Origin of the sequence: Autumnicola psychrophila (assembly GCF_031846645.1) — a bacterium.
Classification (GTDB): Bacteria; Bacteroidota; Bacteroidia; order Flavobacteriales; family Flavobacteriaceae; genus Autumnicola; species Autumnicola psychrophila.
In genome coordinates, this window is record NZ_JAVRHN010000001.1 from 117,591 (window position 1) to 133,355 (window position 15,765).

The window sequence follows — 15,765 nt, forward strand, 5'->3', positions numbered from 1 at the left end:
ACTTCTGTGAATTATTACTTCGAATATAATTCGACGATGAATTGTTCATTTATATTTTCCGGAATCTGCACCCTTCCAGGTACAGAAACGAAAGTTCCTTCTTTTGTCTCATTATTCCAGGTAATCCATTCGTATACACTGCTAGAATTAGCAAGTGAATCCTGAATTGCCTGCAAAGATTTAGACTTTTCTCTTACTCCTACAACATCTCCAGCTTTTAACTGATAAGAAGGAATATTTACTTGTTCCCCATTTACGGTAATATGCCTGTGGGAAACTAATTGTCTTGCACCTCTCCTGGATGGAGAGATCCCCATTCTATATACCACATTATCTAAACGTGATTCACATAATTGTAAAAGCACCTCACCGGTAATTCCAGTTGATCTTGTTGCTTTTTCAAACATGTTTCTAAATTGACGCTCAAGAATACCATAAGTATATTTCGCTTTTTGTTTCTCCATTAACTGGATAGCGTACTCAGATTTCTTTCCACGACGACGGTTGTTTCCGTGCTGTCCAGGAGGATAGTTTCTTTTCTCAAAAGATTTATCGTCTCCGAAAATAGCTTCACCGAATTTACGGGCTATTTTTGTCTTTGGACCAGTATATCTTGCCATTAAATTTTAATTTATTAGAAAGGGATTATGAATTAAGGTCACTGTCCTTCGATAATCGTAATATCCTTTCTTATTATTATACTTATTAATTAAACTCTACGTCTTTTAGGAGGACGACATCCATTGTGTGGAAGTGGTGTAACATCAATAATCTCGGTTACTTCGATACCACTATTATGAAGGGAACGAATAGCAGATTCTCTACCATTACCCGGTCCTTTCACGTATACTTTTACTTTACGCAAACCAGCTTCGTGAGCTACTTTAGATGCATCTTCTGCTGCTAACTGAGCCGCGTAAGGAGTGTTCTTTTTAGAACCTCTAAAGCCCATTTTACCAGCTGAAGACCAGGATACAACATCACCCTTTTTGTTTGTCAAAGAGATAATGATATTATTAAAAGAAGCAGTAACATGTGCCTCTCCATTAGCCTCAACGATAACTTTGCGTTTCTTCTGAACAGCCTTTTTTGTTGCCTTTGCCATATTACTTACTATTTAGTCGCTTTTTTCTTATTAGCAACTGTTTTTCTTCTACCTTTTCTGGTTCTTGAGTTGTTTTTGGTTCTTTGACCTCTTAAAGGTAAACCAGATCTATGTCTGATACCTCTGTAACTTCCAATATCCATTAGACGTTTGATACTCAATTGAACCTCAGTACGTAACTCTCCTTCGATTTGATAATTACCTACAGCTTCACGAATACGACCAATCTCATCATCATCCCAGTCGGAAACTTTTTTACTCTCATCTACTTTGGCCTCTTCCAGGATGCTTTGAGCCCTGCTTTTGCCAATTCCGAAGATATAGGTCAATGCTATAACTCCTCGCTTTTGTTTAGGTATATCAACCCCTGCAATTCTTGCCATAATTAGCCTTGTCTTTGTTTAAATCTAGGATTCTTTTTGTTAATTACGTAAAGCCTGCCTTTTCTGCGAACTATTTTACAGTCGGCGCTTCTCTTTTTTATTGATGCTCTAACTTTCATCTCTTCAGTTTTTTATGTTTACCGGATGTAAAACTGAAATTTACATCCAATATTATTGCTACATAATTTTTTTTCAGGTTGCAAAAGTACTGAAAAAAAATTAAATAGCTCAATTCTAAATTAGTATCTGTATGTAATTCGAGCCTTAGTTAAATCGTAAGGGCTCATTTCCAGTTTCACTTTATCCCCGGGCAACAATTTAATGTAGTGCATACGCATCTTACCAGAGATATGTGCAGTCACAACGTGACCATTTTCTAATTCAACACGAAACATCGCATTGGATAATGCCTCGATAATCGTTCCATCCTGTTCAATTGCTGGTTGTTTTGCCATAATTTAAGCTACTGCTTTTCTGTTCTTACCTGATTTCATTAATCCGTCATAATGCCTGTTAAGCAGATATGAATTCACTTGTTGCATCGTATCTATAGCAACTCCCACCATAATTAAAAGCGAAGTACCTCCAAAAAATAAAGCCCAATTTTGTTGCACACCCAGCAAACTAACAACTATCGCCGGGAACACAGCTATTAAGGCAAGGAATATAGAACCAGGTAAAGTAATTTGTGACATTACCCGATCTAAAAACTCCGCGGTCTCGGTTCCAGGACGAATTCCCGGAATAAAACCTCCACTTCTCTTAAGGTCATCGGCCATCTTGTTGGTAGGTACAGTGATTGCTGTATAAAAATATGTGAATATAATAATCAATAAAGCAAAAACAAGATTATACCAAAATCCAAATATATCACTAAACACTGTTGCTAATCCCTGTGCTGCATCAGAATCTGAAACTCCAACAACAGCAAGAGGTATAAACATAATTGCCTGGGCAAAAATGATAGGCATAACACCCGAAGCATTTAATTTTAATGGAATATATTGTCTCGAACCAAAAACATTCTTCTCATAACCTCCAGAAGCACTTCTCCTTGCATACTGAACAGGAATTTGACGAACTGCCATGACTAGCATTACAGAAGCAAGAATAATCGTAAACCAGATTACCAACTCAATAAGGATCATTATTAATCCTCCATTAGATTCAAAAACTCTGGAAGCGAACTCCTGAATAAAAGCTTGTGGTAAAGTTGCAATAATACCAACCATAATTAATAATGAAATACCATTACCAATACCTTTATCTGTAATTTTTTCACCTAACCACATAGCAAATATGGTACCTGTTGTAAGGATCACCACAGAAGAGGCTACGAAGGTTATTGTATCACCCAACATAAAAGCGCCCTGCGGAAGAGTCGCAAATAAGTTGTAAATATAACCAGGTCCCTGTACCAGTGTAATAGCTATGGTTAACCAACGTGTGATTTGGTTAATTTTTCTTCGACCACTTTCTCCCTCTTTCTGCAATTTCTGAAGATAAGGAATAGCGATCCCCATCAATTGAACTACAATGGAAGCAGAGATGTAGGGCATAATTCCCAAAGCAAAAACGGATGCATTAGAAAATGCCCCGCCTGTAAACGCATTAAGAAGACCTAAAAGTCCTCCATCAGTTTGATTGGCAAGATTAGCCAATTGCGATGCGTCTATTCCGGGAAGCACAACCTGCGCTCCAAAACGATATACAAGGAGTAAACCGAGGGTTACTAAAATTCTATTTTTTAGTTCCTCGATTTTCCAAATATTCTTAATAGTATTGATGAATTTCATTTGATTTCTATTATAAAGTTACAACTTCACCTCCGGCAGCTACAATAGCTTCTTTCGCTGAGGCAGTAAATTTATGAACAGATATTTTCAACTTTGCTTTTAATTCACCTCTACCTAATATCTTAACAAGCTCATTCTTTCCAGCCAATCCATTTTCAACAAGCACATCCATATCTACAGTATCCTTTATTCTACCTTCATCCACAAGTGACTGAAGAGTATCTAGGTTAACACCTTGATATACCTTACGATTTCTGTTGTTGAATCCAAATTTAGGAACACGGCGTTGCAGCGGCATCTGACCTCCTTCAAATCCAATTTTCTTGGAGTAACCAGAACGTGATTTGGCCCCTTTGTGACCTCTGGTAGCAGTACCACCTTTCCCGGATCCTTCTCCGCGGCCTACACGCTTGTTATTACTTTTAACTGAACCTTCTGCAGGTCTTAAGTTACTTAAATCCATGTGTATTATTATTTTGTTCCTTCTACAGAAACTAAATGTTTAACTTTATTTACCATACCAAGGATGTTTGGCGTCTCATCATGCTCCACCGTCTGACCAATCTTCTTAAGACCTAAAGATTCCAGAACTAATTTCTGGTTCTTACTACGGTTAATAGCACTTCTTACTTTTGTAACTCTAATCTTTCCCATCTCTGTCCTTGATTTATCCTTTAAATACCTTGTCTAACGAAATTCCTCTTTGCTTAGCAACAGTCTCTGCACTTCGTAATTGCAATAAAGCATCAAAAGTAGCTTTAACCACGTTATGAGGGTTGGAAGATCCCTGGTTCTTCGAAAGTACATCATGCACACCTACTGATTCCAGTACAGCACGAATTGGACCACCAGCAATAATACCTGTACCCGTGGCAGCTGGAAGTAGCAATACTCTCGCTCCACCATACTTACCTTTTTGCTCATGCGGAAGAGTTCCTTTAGTTAAAGGAATTCTGACCAAATTCTTTTTAGCATCCTCTACAGCCTTGGAAATAGCGTCAGCAACTTCTTTAGATTTCCCTAAACCTTGCCCTACAACACCATTTTCATCTCCTACTACTACGATAGCAGAAAAACCAAATGCTCTACCTCCTTTAGTAACTTTTGTAACACGCTGAACTCCAACAAGACGATCTTTTAACTCAAGTCCTCCCGGTTTAACGTGCTCTACGTTTTTATAATCTTGATACATAATTTCTTAGAATTTTAGTCCTCCTTCTCGAGCACCTTCTGCTAATGATTTAACTCTTCCGTGATACAAGTAACCACTTCTATCGAAAGAAATAGTTTCTATTCCAGCTTCTTTAGCTTTCTCAGCAAGGGACTTACCTACCAAAGTAGCTTGCTCCATCTTACCTTCAACTGAAGAAATGTTTTTATCTCTTGAAGAAGCTGCTGCTAAGGTCTTACCTTCAACATCATCTATAATCTGAGCATAAATTTCTTTATTACTCCTAAAAACAGATAATCTTGGACGGCTTCCAGTTCCTGTAATATCCCTACGGATACGCTTCTTTATTTTTTGTCTTCTCTTTTCTTTTGAAAATGCCATATCTAAACTTTATTAAGCTGATTTACCTGCTTTTCTTCTTAATTGCTCTCCAACAAACTTGATACCTTTACCTTTATAAGGCTCTGGTGTTCTAAATGAACGGATTTTCGCCGCAATTTGTCCAACCAATTGTTTGTCGTAAGAAGTAAGCTTTATGACAGGGTTTTTCCCTTTTTCAGAAACTGTTTCCACTTTAACTTCGGGCGCCAAATCTAGCACAATATTATGGGAAAACCCAACAGCCAAATCTAATTTTTGACCCTGGTTAGATGCTCTGTAACCTACACCTACCAATTCCAATTTCTTGGTATATCCTTCAGTAACACCAGTTATCATATTATTAACCAAAGCGCGGTACAAACCATGCTTCGCTTTCTGATCACTTTTTTCAGAAGATCTCTCAAAATAAATAACTCCATCCTCGATATTAAAATCGATGTCATTAATTTCCTGCTTAAGCTCTCCTAATTTTCCTTTTACCGTTATTACGTTTCCATCTATGTTAATATCAACACCTTCTGGAACTGTAATTGGGCTTTTACCTATTCTTGACATTGTTTAAGTCTTTTAAGTATTAGTAAACGTAACACAATACTTCGCCACCAACTTTCTCAGCTTGCGCCTGCTTTCCTGTCATAACTCCATGTGAAGTAGAAACAATAGCAATACCTAAACCGTTCAAAATTCTAGGTAGTTCGCTGGCACCAGAATACTTACGTAAACCGGGTTTACTTATTCTTTGAATATCTTTAATTACGGACTCTTTAGTAGATTTATCATACTTAAGAGCAATCTTTATACTTCCCTGAGCGGTCGTATCCTCAAATTTATAACTAAGGATATAACCCTGATCGAATAAAATTTTTGTAATTTCTTTCTTAAGGTTAGAAGCCGGGATCTCAACCACCCTGTGGTTTGCCGCAACAGCATTTCTAATCCTTGTTAAATAATCTGCAATCGGATCTGTATTCATCTCTATTTATTTTTGGTAGTGGTTTTCCCAGAAAATATCCAAAGAACCTTCCACCCATTTATATTCTTACCAACTTGCTTTTCTTACCCCAGGAATCAATCCATTATTAGCCATTTCCCTAAAAGTTACACGGGAAAGACCGAATTGTCTCATATATCCTCTTGGACGGCCAGTTAGTTTACAACGATTGTGCAAGCGTACAGGGGAAGCATTTTTTGGTAATTTCTGTAACGCCTCATAATCTCCAGCTTCTTTCAAAGCCTTACGTTTTTCAGCGTATTTTTCTACCATTTTTTGTCTCTTCACCTCACGGGCTTTCATTGATTCTTTAGCCATAATTAATTCTTTTTAAAAGGTAATCCTAGTTCGGTTAACAGTGATTTAGCTTCCTTATCGGTAGAGGCCGTGGTAACAAAAGTGATATCCATCCCAGCAATTCTATTAACTGCATCTATATCAATTTCAGGAAAAATAATTTGTTCTGTTACACCCAAATTATAATTTCCTCTACCATCAAAACCATTCGCCTTAATTCCGTTAAAATCACGTACACGTGGCAGTGCACTAGTAATTAAACGATCTAAAAATTCATACATTCTATAACCCCGCAAAGTGACTTTAGCACCAATTGGCATTCCCTTACGTAGTTTAAATGAAGCAACATCCTTTTTTGAAATTGTAGACACTGCCTTTTGACCGCTAATAGCAGTTAATTCATCTAAAGCGTAATCAATAAGCTTTTTATCTGCAACAGCTCCACCAACTCCACGGCTTATCACTATCTTCTCAAGCTTTGGCACTTCCATAATATTGGAGTAGCTGAATTCTTCTGTAAGAGCAGATTTTACTCTGTCGTTATACTCTTGTCTAAGTCTTGGTACGTATGCCATAACTATATTACTTCATTAGATTTTTTGGAAAATCTCACTTTCTTTCCATCCTCCGTTTTGTAACCAACTCTTGTTGTTTCACCATTCTTGTCAATAAGCGCAAGATTAGATACATGAATAGGAGCTTCTTTCTTTTTAATGCCTCCTTGTGGATTAGCTGCACTTGGTTTCTCATGTTTAGAGATCTCATTTACACCTTCCACAATAGCCTTATTCTTATCCAGAAGTACTTTTTGCACCTTACCTTCCTGTCCTTTATGCTCTCCGGCAATAACGCGAACTGTATCTCCTGATTTTATTTTAAGCTTTGTCATCTTTTTAATGTATTAAAGCACTTCTGGTGCCAATGATACAATTTTCATGAATTGCTTATCACGAAGTTCTCTCGCCACCGGACCAAACACACGTGTACCACGCATTTCTCCCGTTGGGTTTAACAGAACACAGGCATTATCATCAAAACGGATATAAGATCCGTCTGGCCTGCGAACTTCTTTCCTGGTACGCACAACAACTGCTGTTGAAACTGCACCCTTCTTGATGTTTCCGTTAGGTGTAGCCTCTTTTACGCTGACAACTATTTTGTCTCCAACAGAAGCGTATCTTTTCTTTGTACCTCCTAATACACGTATAGCTAAAACTTCTTTAGCACCTGTATTATCTGCTACTCTTAGTCTGGACTCTTGTTGTACCATGGTTTACTTCGCTCTTTCAATTATTTCTACTAATCTCCAAGTTTTGGATTTACTTAAAGGTCTTGTTTCCATGATCCTTACAGTATCACCTTCATTGCAGTCGTTTGTCTCGTCGTGTGCTACGTACTTTTTAGTTTTTAAAACGAACTTTCCGTACATAGGGTGCTTTACTTTCTTAACTTCAGAAACCACAATGGACTTCTGCATTTTATTACTTGTAACTACGCCTACACGCTCTTTTCTTAAGTTTCTTTTTTCCATCTTTCAGCAGAATAACAATTATTGTTGTTCTCTTTTATTTAACTCTGTAGCAAGTCTCGCTATGCTTCTTCTTACAGTTCTTAACTGTATAGGGTTCTCCAGTGGCGAAACTGCATGAGCCATTTTCAAATCTGAATATGCTTTTCTAGATTTTCCAAGCTCTTCTTGTAATTCTGCCACAGACAGTTCCTTTACTTCTGATTGTTTCATAAAATTATATATTAAGCTTGATAATCTCTAGCTACAACAAATTTAGTTTTCACAGGAAGTTTTTGTGCAGCAAGACGCAACGCCTCTTTAGCAACATCCATCGGCACTCCGCCAATTTCAAACATAATTCTTCCTGGTTTCACAACAGCTGCCCAATACTCTACAGCACCCTTACCTTTACCCATACGTACTTCAAGAGGTTTCTTTGTAATTGGTTTATCTGGAAATATCTTAATCCAAATAGACCCTTCCCTTTTCATGTAACGAGTAGCAGCAATACGCGCAGCCTCTATTTGGCGAGATGTAATGAAACTAGAATCCATTGATTTGATCCCGAAAGTTCCATTTGAAAGTCTATGTCCTCTTCCGGCATTTCCTTTCATGCGGCCTTTTTGTTGCTTACGATATTTTGTTCTTTTAGGTTGTAACATTTTTCTTTACTTTAAAAAATTACTTTCTACGACGTGATTTATTACCACCTCGTCCGGATCCCGATCCTCCTTTACCTCCTTGTTTCTTTGCAAGACCAACAAGTGGGGAAAGTTCTCTTTTTCCGTACACTTCACCTTTCATGATCCATACTTTAACACCCAATCTACCATAAGTAGTATGAGCTTCAACTAAAGCATAATCAATATCGGCCCTAAAAGTAGACAAAGGAATTCTTCCATCTTTATAGGATTCATTACGTGCCATTTCAGCACCGTTTAAACGTCCGGAAATCTGAATTTTGATTCCTTCAGCATTCATCCTCATTGCAGCCGCAACAGCCATTTTAATTGCACGACGATAAGAAATACGATTCTCAATTTGTCTTGCAACACTGGATGCTACTAAATGAGCATCAAGTTCCGGCCTTTTAATTTCAAAGATGTTAATTTGAACCTCCTTATCGGTAATCTTCTTAAGCTCTTCTTTCAGCTTGTCTACCTCCTGTCCGCCTTTCCCAATAATAATACCAGGTCTTGCAGTGGTGATAGTAACGGTTACAAGCTTTAGGGTACGCTCAATAATCACCCTAGATACACTCGCTTTCGAGAGGCGAGCATGGATATACTTTCTAATCTTATCGTCTTCGGCTAATTTATCGCCGTAGTCATTTCCTCCGTACCAGTTAGATTCCCATCCTCTGATAATACCAAGGCGATTTCCGATTGGATTTGTCTTCTGTCCCATACTCTTCTTAGCTTTGTGTATTGTTGTTTGCTCCAAGCACCAATGTAACGTGATTGGATCTTTTTCTAATTCGGTGTGCTCGACCCTGTGGTGCCGGACGAAGTCTCTTCAGCATACTTCCACCGTCTACACGAATCTCTTTTACAAATAATTCAGCTTCCTCAAGATTTGCATCCTCATTCTTAGCCTGCCAGTTGGCAATAGCCGAAAGCAAAAGCTTCTCCACGCGTCCTGATGCTTCTTTCTGACTGAATTTCAATATCTGAAGCGCTTTTTCTACTTTCTCTCCACGAACCAAATCCGCAACTAAGCGCATTTTTCTTGGCGAAGTAGGGCAGTTATTTAATTTTGCAAAAGCTACCTGTTTCTTGGCTTCTTTTATTTGCTCTGCTCTTTCTCTTTTACGAACTCCCATAGCTTCAATTATCTTTTACCTTTATTTTTCGCACCAGCATGCCCTCTAAAAGAACGTGTTGGTGAAAATTCTCCTAATTTATGTCCTACCATGTTCTCAGTAACATAAACAGGAACAAATTGTTTCCCATTATGAACTGCTATAGTTTGCCCAACGAAATCTGGAGTAATCATGGAAGCGCGTGACCAGGTTTTGATAACCGCCTTCTTACCAGACTCAACGTTTTGAGCAACTTTCTTATCTAACTTATAGTGAACGTAAGGTCCTTTTTTTAATGAACGTGCCATATCTTATTATTTCTTTCTACGTTCTACAATATATTTATTACTCGACTTGGTCTTAGATCTGGTTTTAAACCCTTTAGCAGGTAAACCTTTTCTAGAACGTGGGTGACCACCTGAAGCTCTACCTTCACCACCACCCATTGGGTGATCTACAGGGTTCATCACAACAGGTCTGGTTCTAGGCCTTCTACCTAACCAACGTTTCCTACCAGCTTTACCAGAAATCTGCAACTGATGATCACTGTTTGAAACAGCACCAATAGTAGCCATACACGTAGAAAGTACTCTTCTAATTTCCCCTGAAGGTAGTTTTATGGTCGCATATTTCCCTTCTCTTGCCAACAATTGAGCAAAAGCACCAGCACTACGAGCCATAACGGCTCCTTGACCAGCTCTGAGTTCGATACACGAAATAACGGTACCAAGAGGAATGTTAGCCAAAGGCATAGCATTTCCGATTTCCGGAGCCGCAGCCTCATTACTTGACACAACATTTTGACCTACCTGCAAACCGTTTTGAGCAATAATATACCTTTTCTCACCATCCTGATAATTCAATAAAGCAATAAAGGCAGTCCTATTGGGATCGTACTGTATACCAGCCACAGTAGCAGGAATACCCTGCTTATCCCTTTTAAAATCAACTACTCTGTAACGTCTTTTATGACCACCACCTTTATAGCGCATGGTCATTTTTCCCTGACTGTTTCTACCACCTGATTTTTTTATCGGAGCTAATAAGCTTTTCTCCGGCTTGTCAGTAGTAATGGCGTCAAACCCATTAACTACTCTAAAACGCTGACCAGGGGTGATTGGTTTTAATTTTCTAACTGACATTTTTTAATCTTAAAGATTACTGTATAAATCAATAGTTTCACCTTCCGTCACCTGTACTAAAGCTTTTTTGTAAGCTGAAGTTTTACCAGTAATCATCCCAGATTTTGTATACCTGGTTTTGCGATCTGGACGGACATTCATTGTGCGAACTTTAGTAACTGAAACGCCATAAGCAGACTCAACCGCGTCTTTAATTTCAATCTTATTCGCCTTATTATTTACCACAAACGAATAGCAGTTATTCAACTCGCTATCAGCCGTGGCTTTCTCTGTAATAATAGGTTTTATTAAGACACTCATACCGTTTATTTACTTAAATTCGACTCAATTCCTTCTAGAGAACCTTCTAAAAATACAATATTATTTGCATTTAATATTTTATAAGTACTTAATTCTGTGCTACTTACAACTTCAGAGGTTTTCAAATTTCGTGATGACAAATATACGTTTTTATTTGACCCACCCAACACTATCAGAGATTTTTTGTTTTCAATGCCTAAGGCCTTCAAAACATCTTTGAAATTTTTGGTTTTTGGTGCATCAAATTGGAAATCTTCCACAACAATAATTGATTTGTCATTTGCTTTGATAGACAAAGCAGATTTTCTTGCCAAACGCTTTAGGTTTTTATTTAATTTAAAACCATAGTTTCTTGGTCTTGGACCAAAAACACGACCACCACCTCTAAAAATAGGAGACTTAATACTACCAGCACGTGCTGTACCAGTACCTTTCTGCTTCTTAATTTTTCGAGTACTACCAACAATCTCTGCACGCTCTTTAGCCGAGTGCGTTCCCTGGCGTTGATTCGCCAGGTACTGTTTAACATCAAGATAAACAGCGTGATCGTTTGGCTCTATAGCGAAAACAGCATCAGAAAGGCTTGCCTTTCTACCTGTTTCTTTTCCTTTTATATCTAAAACTGCTACTTCCATTACTTACTAATGATTACGTATGAGTTTTTATGTCCCGGAACAGCTCCTTTTACTACTAAAAGGTTCTTATCTGCAACAACTTTTAAAACTCTCAGGTTTTCTACTTTTACTTTTTCGCCACCCATTCTTCCGGCCATTTTCATTCCCTTGAAAACTCTCGCAGGATATGATGCAGCACCAATAGAACCAGGAGCTCTTAAACGGTTATGCTGACCGTGGGTCGCTTGACCTACACCACCAAAGCCGTGTCTTTTAACAACACCCTGAAAACCTTTACCTTTAGATGTACCTGCTATATCAACAAATTCACCTTCAGCAAAATGCTCCACAGTTATAGCGTCGCCTAATTTATAATCCCCATCAAAACCCTGGAATTCAACGACTCTACGCTTTGGAGCGCTTCCTGCTTTTTTAGCATGCCCTGTAGCAGCCTTGTTTGCAGTCTTTGCGTCATCGAAACCAAGTTGAAGCGCTTCGTACCCGTCAACCTCATTGGTTCTGACTTGGGTAATTACACATGGTCCTGCCTCAATAACGGTACAAGGGATATTTTTCCCATTTTCGTCAAAGATGCTGGTCATGCCTATTTTTTTTCCTATTAACCCAGACATAATTCTTAATTATTATTAATTTTTATTCCCTATTCTTTATCAAAATCTAAAACTGCTTTCCCTATAGGGTTGGGGAAAGAAATTATCTTAAAAAAATTCAGGGCAGAAAAATACTTTCGCCCTGAATGTATCTTTCTTCCGTTTTTCCCTCGCCAACTGCTCAGGACATGTCACTGAAAATGTCAATTTTCAGCCTATAACTATCACACCTTAATCTCTACTTCTACCCCACTCGGTAATTCAAGCTTCATCAAAGCATCAATTGTTTTTGATGAAGAACTATAGATGTCAAGAAGCCTCTTATATGAGCTTAACTGAAACTGCTCTCTGGATTTCTTGTTCACGTGAGGAGAACGCAACACTGTAAAGATTTTTTTATGTGTAGGTAACGGAATTGGGCCGGTAACTACAGCACCCGTAGTTTTTACGGTTTTTACAATCTTTTCAGCAGACTTGTCTACCAGGTTGTGATCGTAAGATTTTAGTTTTATTCTTATTTTCTGACTCATGTTCCTAATATTAATCGTTTGATGTACCCTTTGCTGCTTTTATCACGTCTTCAGAAATATTAGAAGGCGTCTCAGCATAATGAGAGAATTCCATTGTTGAAGTTGCTCTACCCGAAGACAATGTTCTTAATGTCGTTACATAACCAAACATTTCAGAAAGCGGCACTTCAGCCTTCACAACTTTAGCTCCAGATCTGTCAGACATACTATTTACCTGACCCCTTCTTCTGTTAAGGTCACCAACAATATCACCCATGTTTTCTTCCGGAGTAACAACTTCATTTTTCATGATTGGTTCAAGGATAACAGCCCCTGCTTTCTTGGCAGCTGCCTTATATCCCATTTTAGCAGCCAATTCGAAAGAAAGTTGATCAGAATCCACAGGGTGGAAAGATCCGTCTTTCAAAACAACTTTTAAGGTATCCATCTGGAATCCAGCGAGAGGACCGTGTTTCATAGCCTCTGTAAATCCTTTTTGTACCGAGGGAACAAATTCTTTTGGAATACGTCCACCTTTAATTTCATCTACGAACTGCAGTCCCGGACCTTCAAAGTCTTCGTCTGCAGGACCCATTTCAAAAACAATATCAGCAAACTTACCACGACCACCGGACTGTTTCTTATAAACCTCCCTATGATCTGCGCTCCTGGTTACCGTCTCCTTATACTCAACCTGAGGTTGACCTTCGTTTACTTCAACCTTAAATTCTCTTTTCAAACGATCTACCAAAATCTCGATATGCAATTCTCCCATACCAGATATAATAGTTTGACCAGAATTCTCATCAGTCTTCACCTGGAACGTTGGATCCTCTTCAGCTAGTTTAGCCAAAGCCATACCCATTTTATCCACATCGGCCTTAGTTTTAGGCTCAACAGCAATACCAATTACCGGTGCAGGGAACGTCATAGACTCAAGAACAATAGGATGATTTACATCTGTAAGAGTATCTCCTGTCTTAATATCTTTAAATCCTACTGCCGCACCAATATCCCCAGCTTCAATTTTATCTATCGGCTCCTGTTTATTGGAGTGCATTTGATAGATACGGGAAATACGCTCTTTTTTGCCTGAACGAACGTTCAACACATATGAACCAGCATCAAGCGTACCTGAATATGTTCTAAAGAAAGCCAAACGACCAACAAAAGGATCGGTAGCGATTTTAAAAGCTAAAGCAGAAAATGGAGAATCTACATTAGGCTTACGCTTTTCTTCTTCACCTGTTTCCGGATTAGTACCTTCAATAGCCTCTACATCTACAGGAGAAGGTAAATATCTCATCACAGCATCCAGCATTGCCTGGACACCCTTATTTTTAAAGGCTGAACCGCACATCATAGGTATAATAGACATATCTATAGTAGCAGCTCTTAAAGCAGCAATAATTTCGTCTTCCGTAATAGAATCTTCATCTTCGAAAAATTTCTCCATTAAAGCTTCGTCATACTCTGCAACAGCCTCAACAAGCTCAGTACGATATTTCTGAACATCTGCTTTAAGCTCTTCAGGAATATCGATGATCTCGTAAGTCATCCCCATATCCTCATCACTCCAGATAACTGCCTTTTTAGAGATAAGATCCACAACTCCTTTAAAGTCAATCTCATCCCCAATTGGAACTTGTAATGGAACAGGATTACCTCCCAACATCTCCTTAACCTGCTTACACACATTAAAGAAGTCAGCACCCTGACGATCCATTTTATTTACAAACCCCAAACGCGGAACTTTATATTTATCTGCCTGCCTCCATACAGTTTCAGACTGAGGCTCTACCCCGTCTACCGCACTAAACAATGCAACCATCCCATCCAAAACACGTAATGAACGCTCTACCTCTACAGTAAAGTCAACGTGCCCAGGAGTATCTATAATATTTACTGTAAATTCCTGGTCTCTATACATCCACTTACAGTGAGTCGCAGCAGAAGTAATTGTAATACCTCTTTCCTGCTCTTGCTCCATCCAGTCCATTGTTGCAGCACCGTCATGAACCTCTCCAATTTTGTGACTTACACCAGTATAATAAAGGATACGCTCTGTTGTTGTTGTTTTACCAGCATCAATATGAGCCGCAATTCCTATATTCCTTGTATATTTTAAATCTCTTTGTGCCATTTTTTCTAGAATCTAAAGTGAGAGAATGCTTTGTTAGCTTCAGCCATCTTATGAGTATCAACCCTTCTCTTAACTGCAGCACCTTCTTCCTTAGCAGCAGCAAGAATTTCCGCCGCCAATTTTTGAGCCATAGCTTTTTCATTTCTCTTTCGAGCAAAGCTAATCAACCACTTCATAGCAGTTGATACTTTCCTGTCTGGCCTAATCTGCATAGGTATTTGAAATGTCGCACCACCAACACGTCTACTTCGAACTTCTACGTGTGGCATAACGTTAGAAAGAGCATCTTTCCATATCTCCAAACCGGATTTTTCCTCGTCTTGTTTCTTTTGTTCTACCACATCAATTGCGTCGTAGAAAATCTTAAAGGCAACCGACTTTTTTCCGTCCCACATCATCATGTTCACAAAACGTGTAACAAGTTGATCATTAAATTTAGGATCCGGTAAAAGTGGTCTTTTCTTAGCCTGTCTTTTTCTCATTTCTTCTTTGTAATAAGTTAATCGTTAATTGTCATCAATAAAAGAGAAGAACCTCCATACTTTTATCTTTAACTCTAACCTTGTTTTACTTCTTAGGGCGTTTTGCACCGTACTTAGACCTACGCTGTGTTCTACCTTCGACACCAGCGGTATCTAAAGCTCCACGAACGATGTGATATCTAACTCCTGGCAAATCTTTCACCCTTCCGCCTCTAACTAATACTATCGAGTGCTCTTGTAAATTGTGACCCTCTCCCGGAATGTAAGCATTCACCTCTTTTCCGTTTGTCAACCTAACCCTCGCTACTTTTCGCATAGCCGAGTTAGGCTTTTTAGGAGTGGTAGTATACACACGCGTACACACCCCTCTCCTTTGAGGACACGAATCCAAAGCAGCCGATTTACTCTTCTTAGTTATTTTGGCTCTTCCTTTTCGTACTAATTGTGAAATTGTTGGCATAATTTCTTTTACCTAATTATTAATAAATTTTACCTCCCCATTTTTAAGGGTTTGCAAAGGTAGAAATAA

At 38.6% G+C, this 15,765-nt stretch carries 30 protein-coding genes; all 30 read right to left on the minus strand.

The features are described 5' to 3' along the window. Nucleotides 1–14: 14 nt before the first annotated feature. Entirely contained in the window at nt 15–620 is a 606-nt protein-coding gene (rpsD, locus tag RM541_RS00495; protein WP_311498295.1) for a 30S ribosomal protein S4, read from the minus strand. Between the two features lie 89 nt (nt 621–709). Next, a complete protein-coding gene (gene rpsK / locus RM541_RS00500) occupies nt 710–1,105 on the minus strand; it encodes a 30S ribosomal protein S11 (protein ID WP_311486054.1) in 396 nt (131 codons plus the stop codon). 8 nt (nt 1,106–1,113) lie between these two features. Further along, complete coding sequence (gene rpsM, locus RM541_RS00505; RefSeq protein ID WP_311494396.1) at nt 1,114–1,488, minus strand: 30S ribosomal protein S13; 375 nt, start codon at nt 1,486–1,488, stop codon at nt 1,114–1,116. A gap of 2 nt (nt 1,489–1,490) precedes the next feature. Then, nucleotides 1,491–1,607: a type B 50S ribosomal protein L36 gene (gene ykgO, locus RM541_RS00510; protein ID WP_010519235.1), complete on the minus strand. Its 117-nt coding sequence runs from the start codon at nt 1,605–1,607 to the stop codon at nt 1,491–1,493. A 120-nt stretch (nt 1,608–1,727) separates the two neighbouring features. After that, complete coding sequence (infA, locus tag RM541_RS00515) at nt 1,728–1,943, minus strand: translation initiation factor IF-1 (RefSeq protein WP_014031991.1); 216 nt, start codon at nt 1,941–1,943, stop codon at nt 1,728–1,730. Nucleotides 1,944–1,946: 3 nt separating this feature from the next. Then, nucleotides 1,947–3,284 (minus strand): preprotein translocase subunit SecY, encoded by a 1,338-nt coding sequence (gene secY / locus RM541_RS00520; protein ID WP_311494397.1) that lies wholly within the window; start codon nt 3,282–3,284, stop codon nt 1,947–1,949. Nucleotides 3,285–3,294: 10 nt separating this feature from the next. After that, complete coding sequence (rplO, locus tag RM541_RS00525; RefSeq protein ID WP_311498296.1) at nt 3,295–3,747, minus strand: 50S ribosomal protein L15; 453 nt, start codon at nt 3,745–3,747, stop codon at nt 3,295–3,297. 8 nt (nt 3,748–3,755) lie between these two features. Further along, entirely contained in the window at nt 3,756–3,938 is a 183-nt protein-coding gene (gene rpmD, locus RM541_RS00530; protein WP_311494399.1) for a 50S ribosomal protein L30, read from the minus strand. A 13-nt stretch (nt 3,939–3,951) separates the two neighbouring features. Then, complete coding sequence (gene rpsE / locus RM541_RS00535) at nt 3,952–4,476, minus strand: 30S ribosomal protein S5 (RefSeq protein ID WP_311494400.1); 525 nt, start codon at nt 4,474–4,476, stop codon at nt 3,952–3,954. Nucleotides 4,477–4,482: 6 nt separating this feature from the next. Then, the gene (rplR, locus tag RM541_RS00540; protein ID WP_311498297.1) at nt 4,483–4,836 is read right to left on the minus strand and encodes a 50S ribosomal protein L18; all 354 of its coding nucleotides are present in this window, start codon (nt 4,834–4,836) and stop codon (nt 4,483–4,485) included. Between the two features lie 12 nt (nt 4,837–4,848). After that, nucleotides 4,849–5,391: a 50S ribosomal protein L6 gene (rplF, locus tag RM541_RS00545; protein ID WP_311498298.1), complete on the minus strand. Its 543-nt coding sequence runs from the start codon at nt 5,389–5,391 to the stop codon at nt 4,849–4,851. Between the two features lie 19 nt (nt 5,392–5,410). Next, a complete protein-coding gene (rpsH, locus tag RM541_RS00550) occupies nt 5,411–5,809 on the minus strand; it encodes a 30S ribosomal protein S8 (protein ID WP_311494403.1) in 399 nt (132 codons plus the stop codon). 66 nt (nt 5,810–5,875) lie between these two features. Next, nucleotides 5,876–6,145: a 30S ribosomal protein S14 gene (gene rpsN, locus RM541_RS00555; protein WP_311484693.1), complete on the minus strand. Its 270-nt coding sequence runs from the start codon at nt 6,143–6,145 to the stop codon at nt 5,876–5,878. 2 nt (nt 6,146–6,147) lie between these two features. After that, nucleotides 6,148–6,699 (minus strand): 50S ribosomal protein L5, encoded by a 552-nt coding sequence (gene rplE / locus RM541_RS00560; RefSeq protein WP_311498299.1) that lies wholly within the window; start codon nt 6,697–6,699, stop codon nt 6,148–6,150. 2 nt (nt 6,700–6,701) lie between these two features. After that, entirely contained in the window at nt 6,702–7,013 is a 312-nt protein-coding gene (rplX, locus tag RM541_RS00565; protein WP_311494404.1) for a 50S ribosomal protein L24, read from the minus strand. A 12-nt stretch (nt 7,014–7,025) separates the two neighbouring features. Next, the gene (gene rplN / locus RM541_RS00570) at nt 7,026–7,394 is read right to left on the minus strand and encodes a 50S ribosomal protein L14 (RefSeq protein ID WP_311494405.1); all 369 of its coding nucleotides are present in this window, start codon (nt 7,392–7,394) and stop codon (nt 7,026–7,028) included. Nucleotides 7,395–7,397: 3 nt separating this feature from the next. Next, the gene (rpsQ, locus tag RM541_RS00575; protein WP_311494406.1) at nt 7,398–7,655 is read right to left on the minus strand and encodes a 30S ribosomal protein S17; all 258 of its coding nucleotides are present in this window, start codon (nt 7,653–7,655) and stop codon (nt 7,398–7,400) included. Between the two features lie 18 nt (nt 7,656–7,673). Next, nucleotides 7,674–7,865: a 50S ribosomal protein L29 gene (gene rpmC, locus RM541_RS00580; protein ID WP_311484698.1), complete on the minus strand. Its 192-nt coding sequence runs from the start codon at nt 7,863–7,865 to the stop codon at nt 7,674–7,676. An 11-nt stretch (nt 7,866–7,876) separates the two neighbouring features. Beyond that, nucleotides 7,877–8,296, minus strand: a complete 420-nt coding sequence (gene rplP / locus RM541_RS00585; RefSeq protein WP_311494408.1) for a 50S ribosomal protein L16 — start codon at nt 8,294–8,296, stop codon at nt 7,877–7,879. A gap of 19 nt (nt 8,297–8,315) precedes the next feature. Next, the gene (gene rpsC / locus RM541_RS00590; protein ID WP_311494409.1) at nt 8,316–9,041 is read right to left on the minus strand and encodes a 30S ribosomal protein S3; all 726 of its coding nucleotides are present in this window, start codon (nt 9,039–9,041) and stop codon (nt 8,316–8,318) included. A gap of 7 nt (nt 9,042–9,048) precedes the next feature. Continuing rightward, entirely contained in the window at nt 9,049–9,456 is a 408-nt protein-coding gene (gene rplV / locus RM541_RS00595; RefSeq protein WP_311498300.1) for a 50S ribosomal protein L22, read from the minus strand. Between the two features lie 8 nt (nt 9,457–9,464). Beyond that, entirely contained in the window at nt 9,465–9,743 is a 279-nt protein-coding gene (gene rpsS, locus RM541_RS00600) for a 30S ribosomal protein S19 (protein WP_079721825.1), read from the minus strand. 6 nt (nt 9,744–9,749) lie between these two features. Continuing rightward, nucleotides 9,750–10,577 carry a 50S ribosomal protein L2 gene (gene rplB / locus RM541_RS00605; protein WP_311498301.1) on the minus strand — a complete coding sequence of 276 codons (828 nt, stop codon included), beginning with the start codon at nt 10,575–10,577 and terminating at the stop codon, nt 9,750–9,752. Between the two features lie 9 nt (nt 10,578–10,586). Then, nucleotides 10,587–10,877, minus strand: coding sequence for a 50S ribosomal protein L23 (gene rplW / locus RM541_RS00610; protein WP_311494412.1), 291 nt, complete (start codon nt 10,875–10,877; stop codon nt 10,587–10,589). Between the two features lie 5 nt (nt 10,878–10,882). After that, nucleotides 10,883–11,512, minus strand: a complete 630-nt coding sequence (rplD, locus tag RM541_RS00615) for a 50S ribosomal protein L4 (protein ID WP_311498302.1) — start codon at nt 11,510–11,512, stop codon at nt 10,883–10,885. Further along, nucleotides 11,512–12,123 (minus strand): 50S ribosomal protein L3, encoded by a 612-nt coding sequence (rplC, locus tag RM541_RS00620; protein WP_311494414.1) that lies wholly within the window; start codon nt 12,121–12,123, stop codon nt 11,512–11,514. The genes rplD and rplC overlap by 1 nt, the downstream gene beginning before the upstream one ends. A gap of 203 nt (nt 12,124–12,326) precedes the next feature. After that, nucleotides 12,327–12,632, minus strand: a complete 306-nt coding sequence (gene rpsJ, locus RM541_RS00625) for a 30S ribosomal protein S10 (protein WP_007094989.1) — start codon at nt 12,630–12,632, stop codon at nt 12,327–12,329. Between the two features lie 10 nt (nt 12,633–12,642). Further along, the gene (gene fusA, locus RM541_RS00630) at nt 12,643–14,754 is read right to left on the minus strand and encodes an elongation factor G (RefSeq protein ID WP_311498303.1); all 2,112 of its coding nucleotides are present in this window, start codon (nt 14,752–14,754) and stop codon (nt 12,643–12,645) included. Nucleotides 14,755–14,759: 5 nt separating this feature from the next. After that, nucleotides 14,760–15,236, minus strand: a complete 477-nt coding sequence (rpsG, locus tag RM541_RS00635; RefSeq protein WP_311494416.1) for a 30S ribosomal protein S7 — start codon at nt 15,234–15,236, stop codon at nt 14,760–14,762. A gap of 85 nt (nt 15,237–15,321) precedes the next feature. Beyond that, complete coding sequence (rpsL, locus tag RM541_RS00640) at nt 15,322–15,696, minus strand: 30S ribosomal protein S12 (RefSeq protein ID WP_010230128.1); 375 nt, start codon at nt 15,694–15,696, stop codon at nt 15,322–15,324. Nucleotides 15,697–15,765: the final 69 nt, after the last annotated feature.

Bases quoted from the DNA above. Each gene is read 5' to 3' on its own strand.
- rplE (WP_311498299.1), bottom strand. From the start codon at position 6,699: ATGGCATACGTACCAAGACTTAGACAAGAGTATAACGACAGAGTAAAA.
- rpmD (WP_311494399.1), bottom strand. From the start codon at position 3,938: ATGGGAAAGATTAGAGTTACAAAAGTAAGAAGTGCTATTAACCGTAGT.
- rplR (WP_311498297.1), bottom strand. From the start codon at position 4,836: ATGGCATTTTCAAAAGAAAAGAGAAGACAAAAAATAAAGAAGCGTATC.
- rpsM (WP_311494396.1), bottom strand. From the start codon at position 1,488: ATGGCAAGAATTGCAGGGGTTGATATACCTAAACAAAAGCGAGGAGTT.
- rplD (WP_311498302.1), bottom strand. From the start codon at position 11,512: ATGGAAGTAGCAGTTTTAGATATAAAAGGAAAAGAAACAGGTAGAAAG.
- rplW (WP_311494412.1), bottom strand. From the start codon at position 10,877: ATGAGTGTCTTAATAAAACCTATTATTACAGAGAAAGCCACGGCTGAT.
- rpsJ (WP_007094989.1), bottom strand. From the start codon at position 12,632: ATGAGTCAGAAAATAAGAATAAAACTAAAATCTTACGATCACAACCTG.
- rpsS (WP_079721825.1), bottom strand. From the start codon at position 9,743: ATGGCACGTTCATTAAAAAAAGGACCTTACGTTCACTATAAGTTAGAT.
- infA (WP_014031991.1), bottom strand. From the start codon at position 1,943: ATGGCAAAACAACCAGCAATTGAACAGGATGGAACGATTATCGAGGCA.
- rplF (WP_311498298.1), bottom strand. From the start codon at position 5,391: ATGTCAAGAATAGGTAAAAGCCCAATTACAGTTCCAGAAGGTGTTGAT.
- rplO (WP_311498296.1), bottom strand. From the start codon at position 3,747: ATGGATTTAAGTAACTTAAGACCTGCAGAAGGTTCAGTTAAAAGTAAT.
- rpsG (WP_311494416.1), bottom strand. From the start codon at position 15,236: ATGAGAAAAAGACAGGCTAAGAAAAGACCACTTTTACCGGATCCTAAA.
- rpsK (WP_311486054.1), bottom strand. From the start codon at position 1,105: ATGGCAAAGGCAACAAAAAAGGCTGTTCAGAAGAAACGCAAAGTTATC.
- rplC (WP_311494414.1), bottom strand. From the start codon at position 12,123: ATGTCTGGGTTAATAGGAAAAAAAATAGGCATGACCAGCATCTTTGAC.
- rpsD (WP_311498295.1), bottom strand. From the start codon at position 620: ATGGCAAGATATACTGGTCCAAAGACAAAAATAGCCCGTAAATTCGGT.
- rplB (WP_311498301.1), bottom strand. From the start codon at position 10,577: ATGTCAGTTAGAAAATTAAAACCAATCACCCCTGGTCAGCGTTTTAGA.
- rplP (WP_311494408.1), bottom strand. From the start codon at position 8,296: ATGTTACAACCTAAAAGAACAAAATATCGTAAGCAACAAAAAGGCCGC.
- rpsH (WP_311494403.1), bottom strand. From the start codon at position 5,809: ATGAATACAGATCCGATTGCAGATTATTTAACAAGGATTAGAAATGCT.
- rplV (WP_311498300.1), bottom strand. From the start codon at position 9,456: ATGGGAGTTCGTAAAAGAGAAAGAGCAGAGCAAATAAAAGAAGCCAAG.
- fusA (WP_311498303.1), bottom strand. From the start codon at position 14,754: ATGGCACAAAGAGATTTAAAATATACAAGGAATATAGGAATTGCGGCT.
- rpmC (WP_311484698.1), bottom strand. From the start codon at position 7,865: ATGAAACAATCAGAAGTAAAGGAACTGTCTGTGGCAGAATTACAAGAA.
- rplN (WP_311494405.1), bottom strand. From the start codon at position 7,394: ATGGTACAACAAGAGTCCAGACTAAGAGTAGCAGATAATACAGGTGCT.
- secY (WP_311494397.1), bottom strand. From the start codon at position 3,284: ATGAAATTCATCAATACTATTAAGAATATTTGGAAAATCGAGGAACTA.
- rpsQ (WP_311494406.1), bottom strand. From the start codon at position 7,655: ATGGAAAAAAGAAACTTAAGAAAAGAGCGTGTAGGCGTAGTTACAAGT.
- rpsN (WP_311484693.1), bottom strand. From the start codon at position 6,145: ATGGCTAAAGAATCAATGAAAGCCCGTGAGGTGAAGAGACAAAAAATG.
- ykgO (WP_010519235.1), bottom strand. From the start codon at position 1,607: ATGAAAGTTAGAGCATCAATAAAAAAGAGAAGCGCCGACTGTAAAATA.
- rpsC (WP_311494409.1), bottom strand. From the start codon at position 9,041: ATGGGACAGAAGACAAATCCAATCGGAAATCGCCTTGGTATTATCAGA.
- rpsL (WP_010230128.1), bottom strand. From the start codon at position 15,696: ATGCCAACAATTTCACAATTAGTACGAAAAGGAAGAGCCAAAATAACT.
- rpsE (WP_311494400.1), bottom strand. From the start codon at position 4,476: ATGTATCAAGATTATAAAAACGTAGAGCACGTTAAACCGGGAGGACTT.
- rplX (WP_311494404.1), bottom strand. From the start codon at position 7,013: ATGACAAAGCTTAAAATAAAATCAGGAGATACAGTTCGCGTTATTGCC.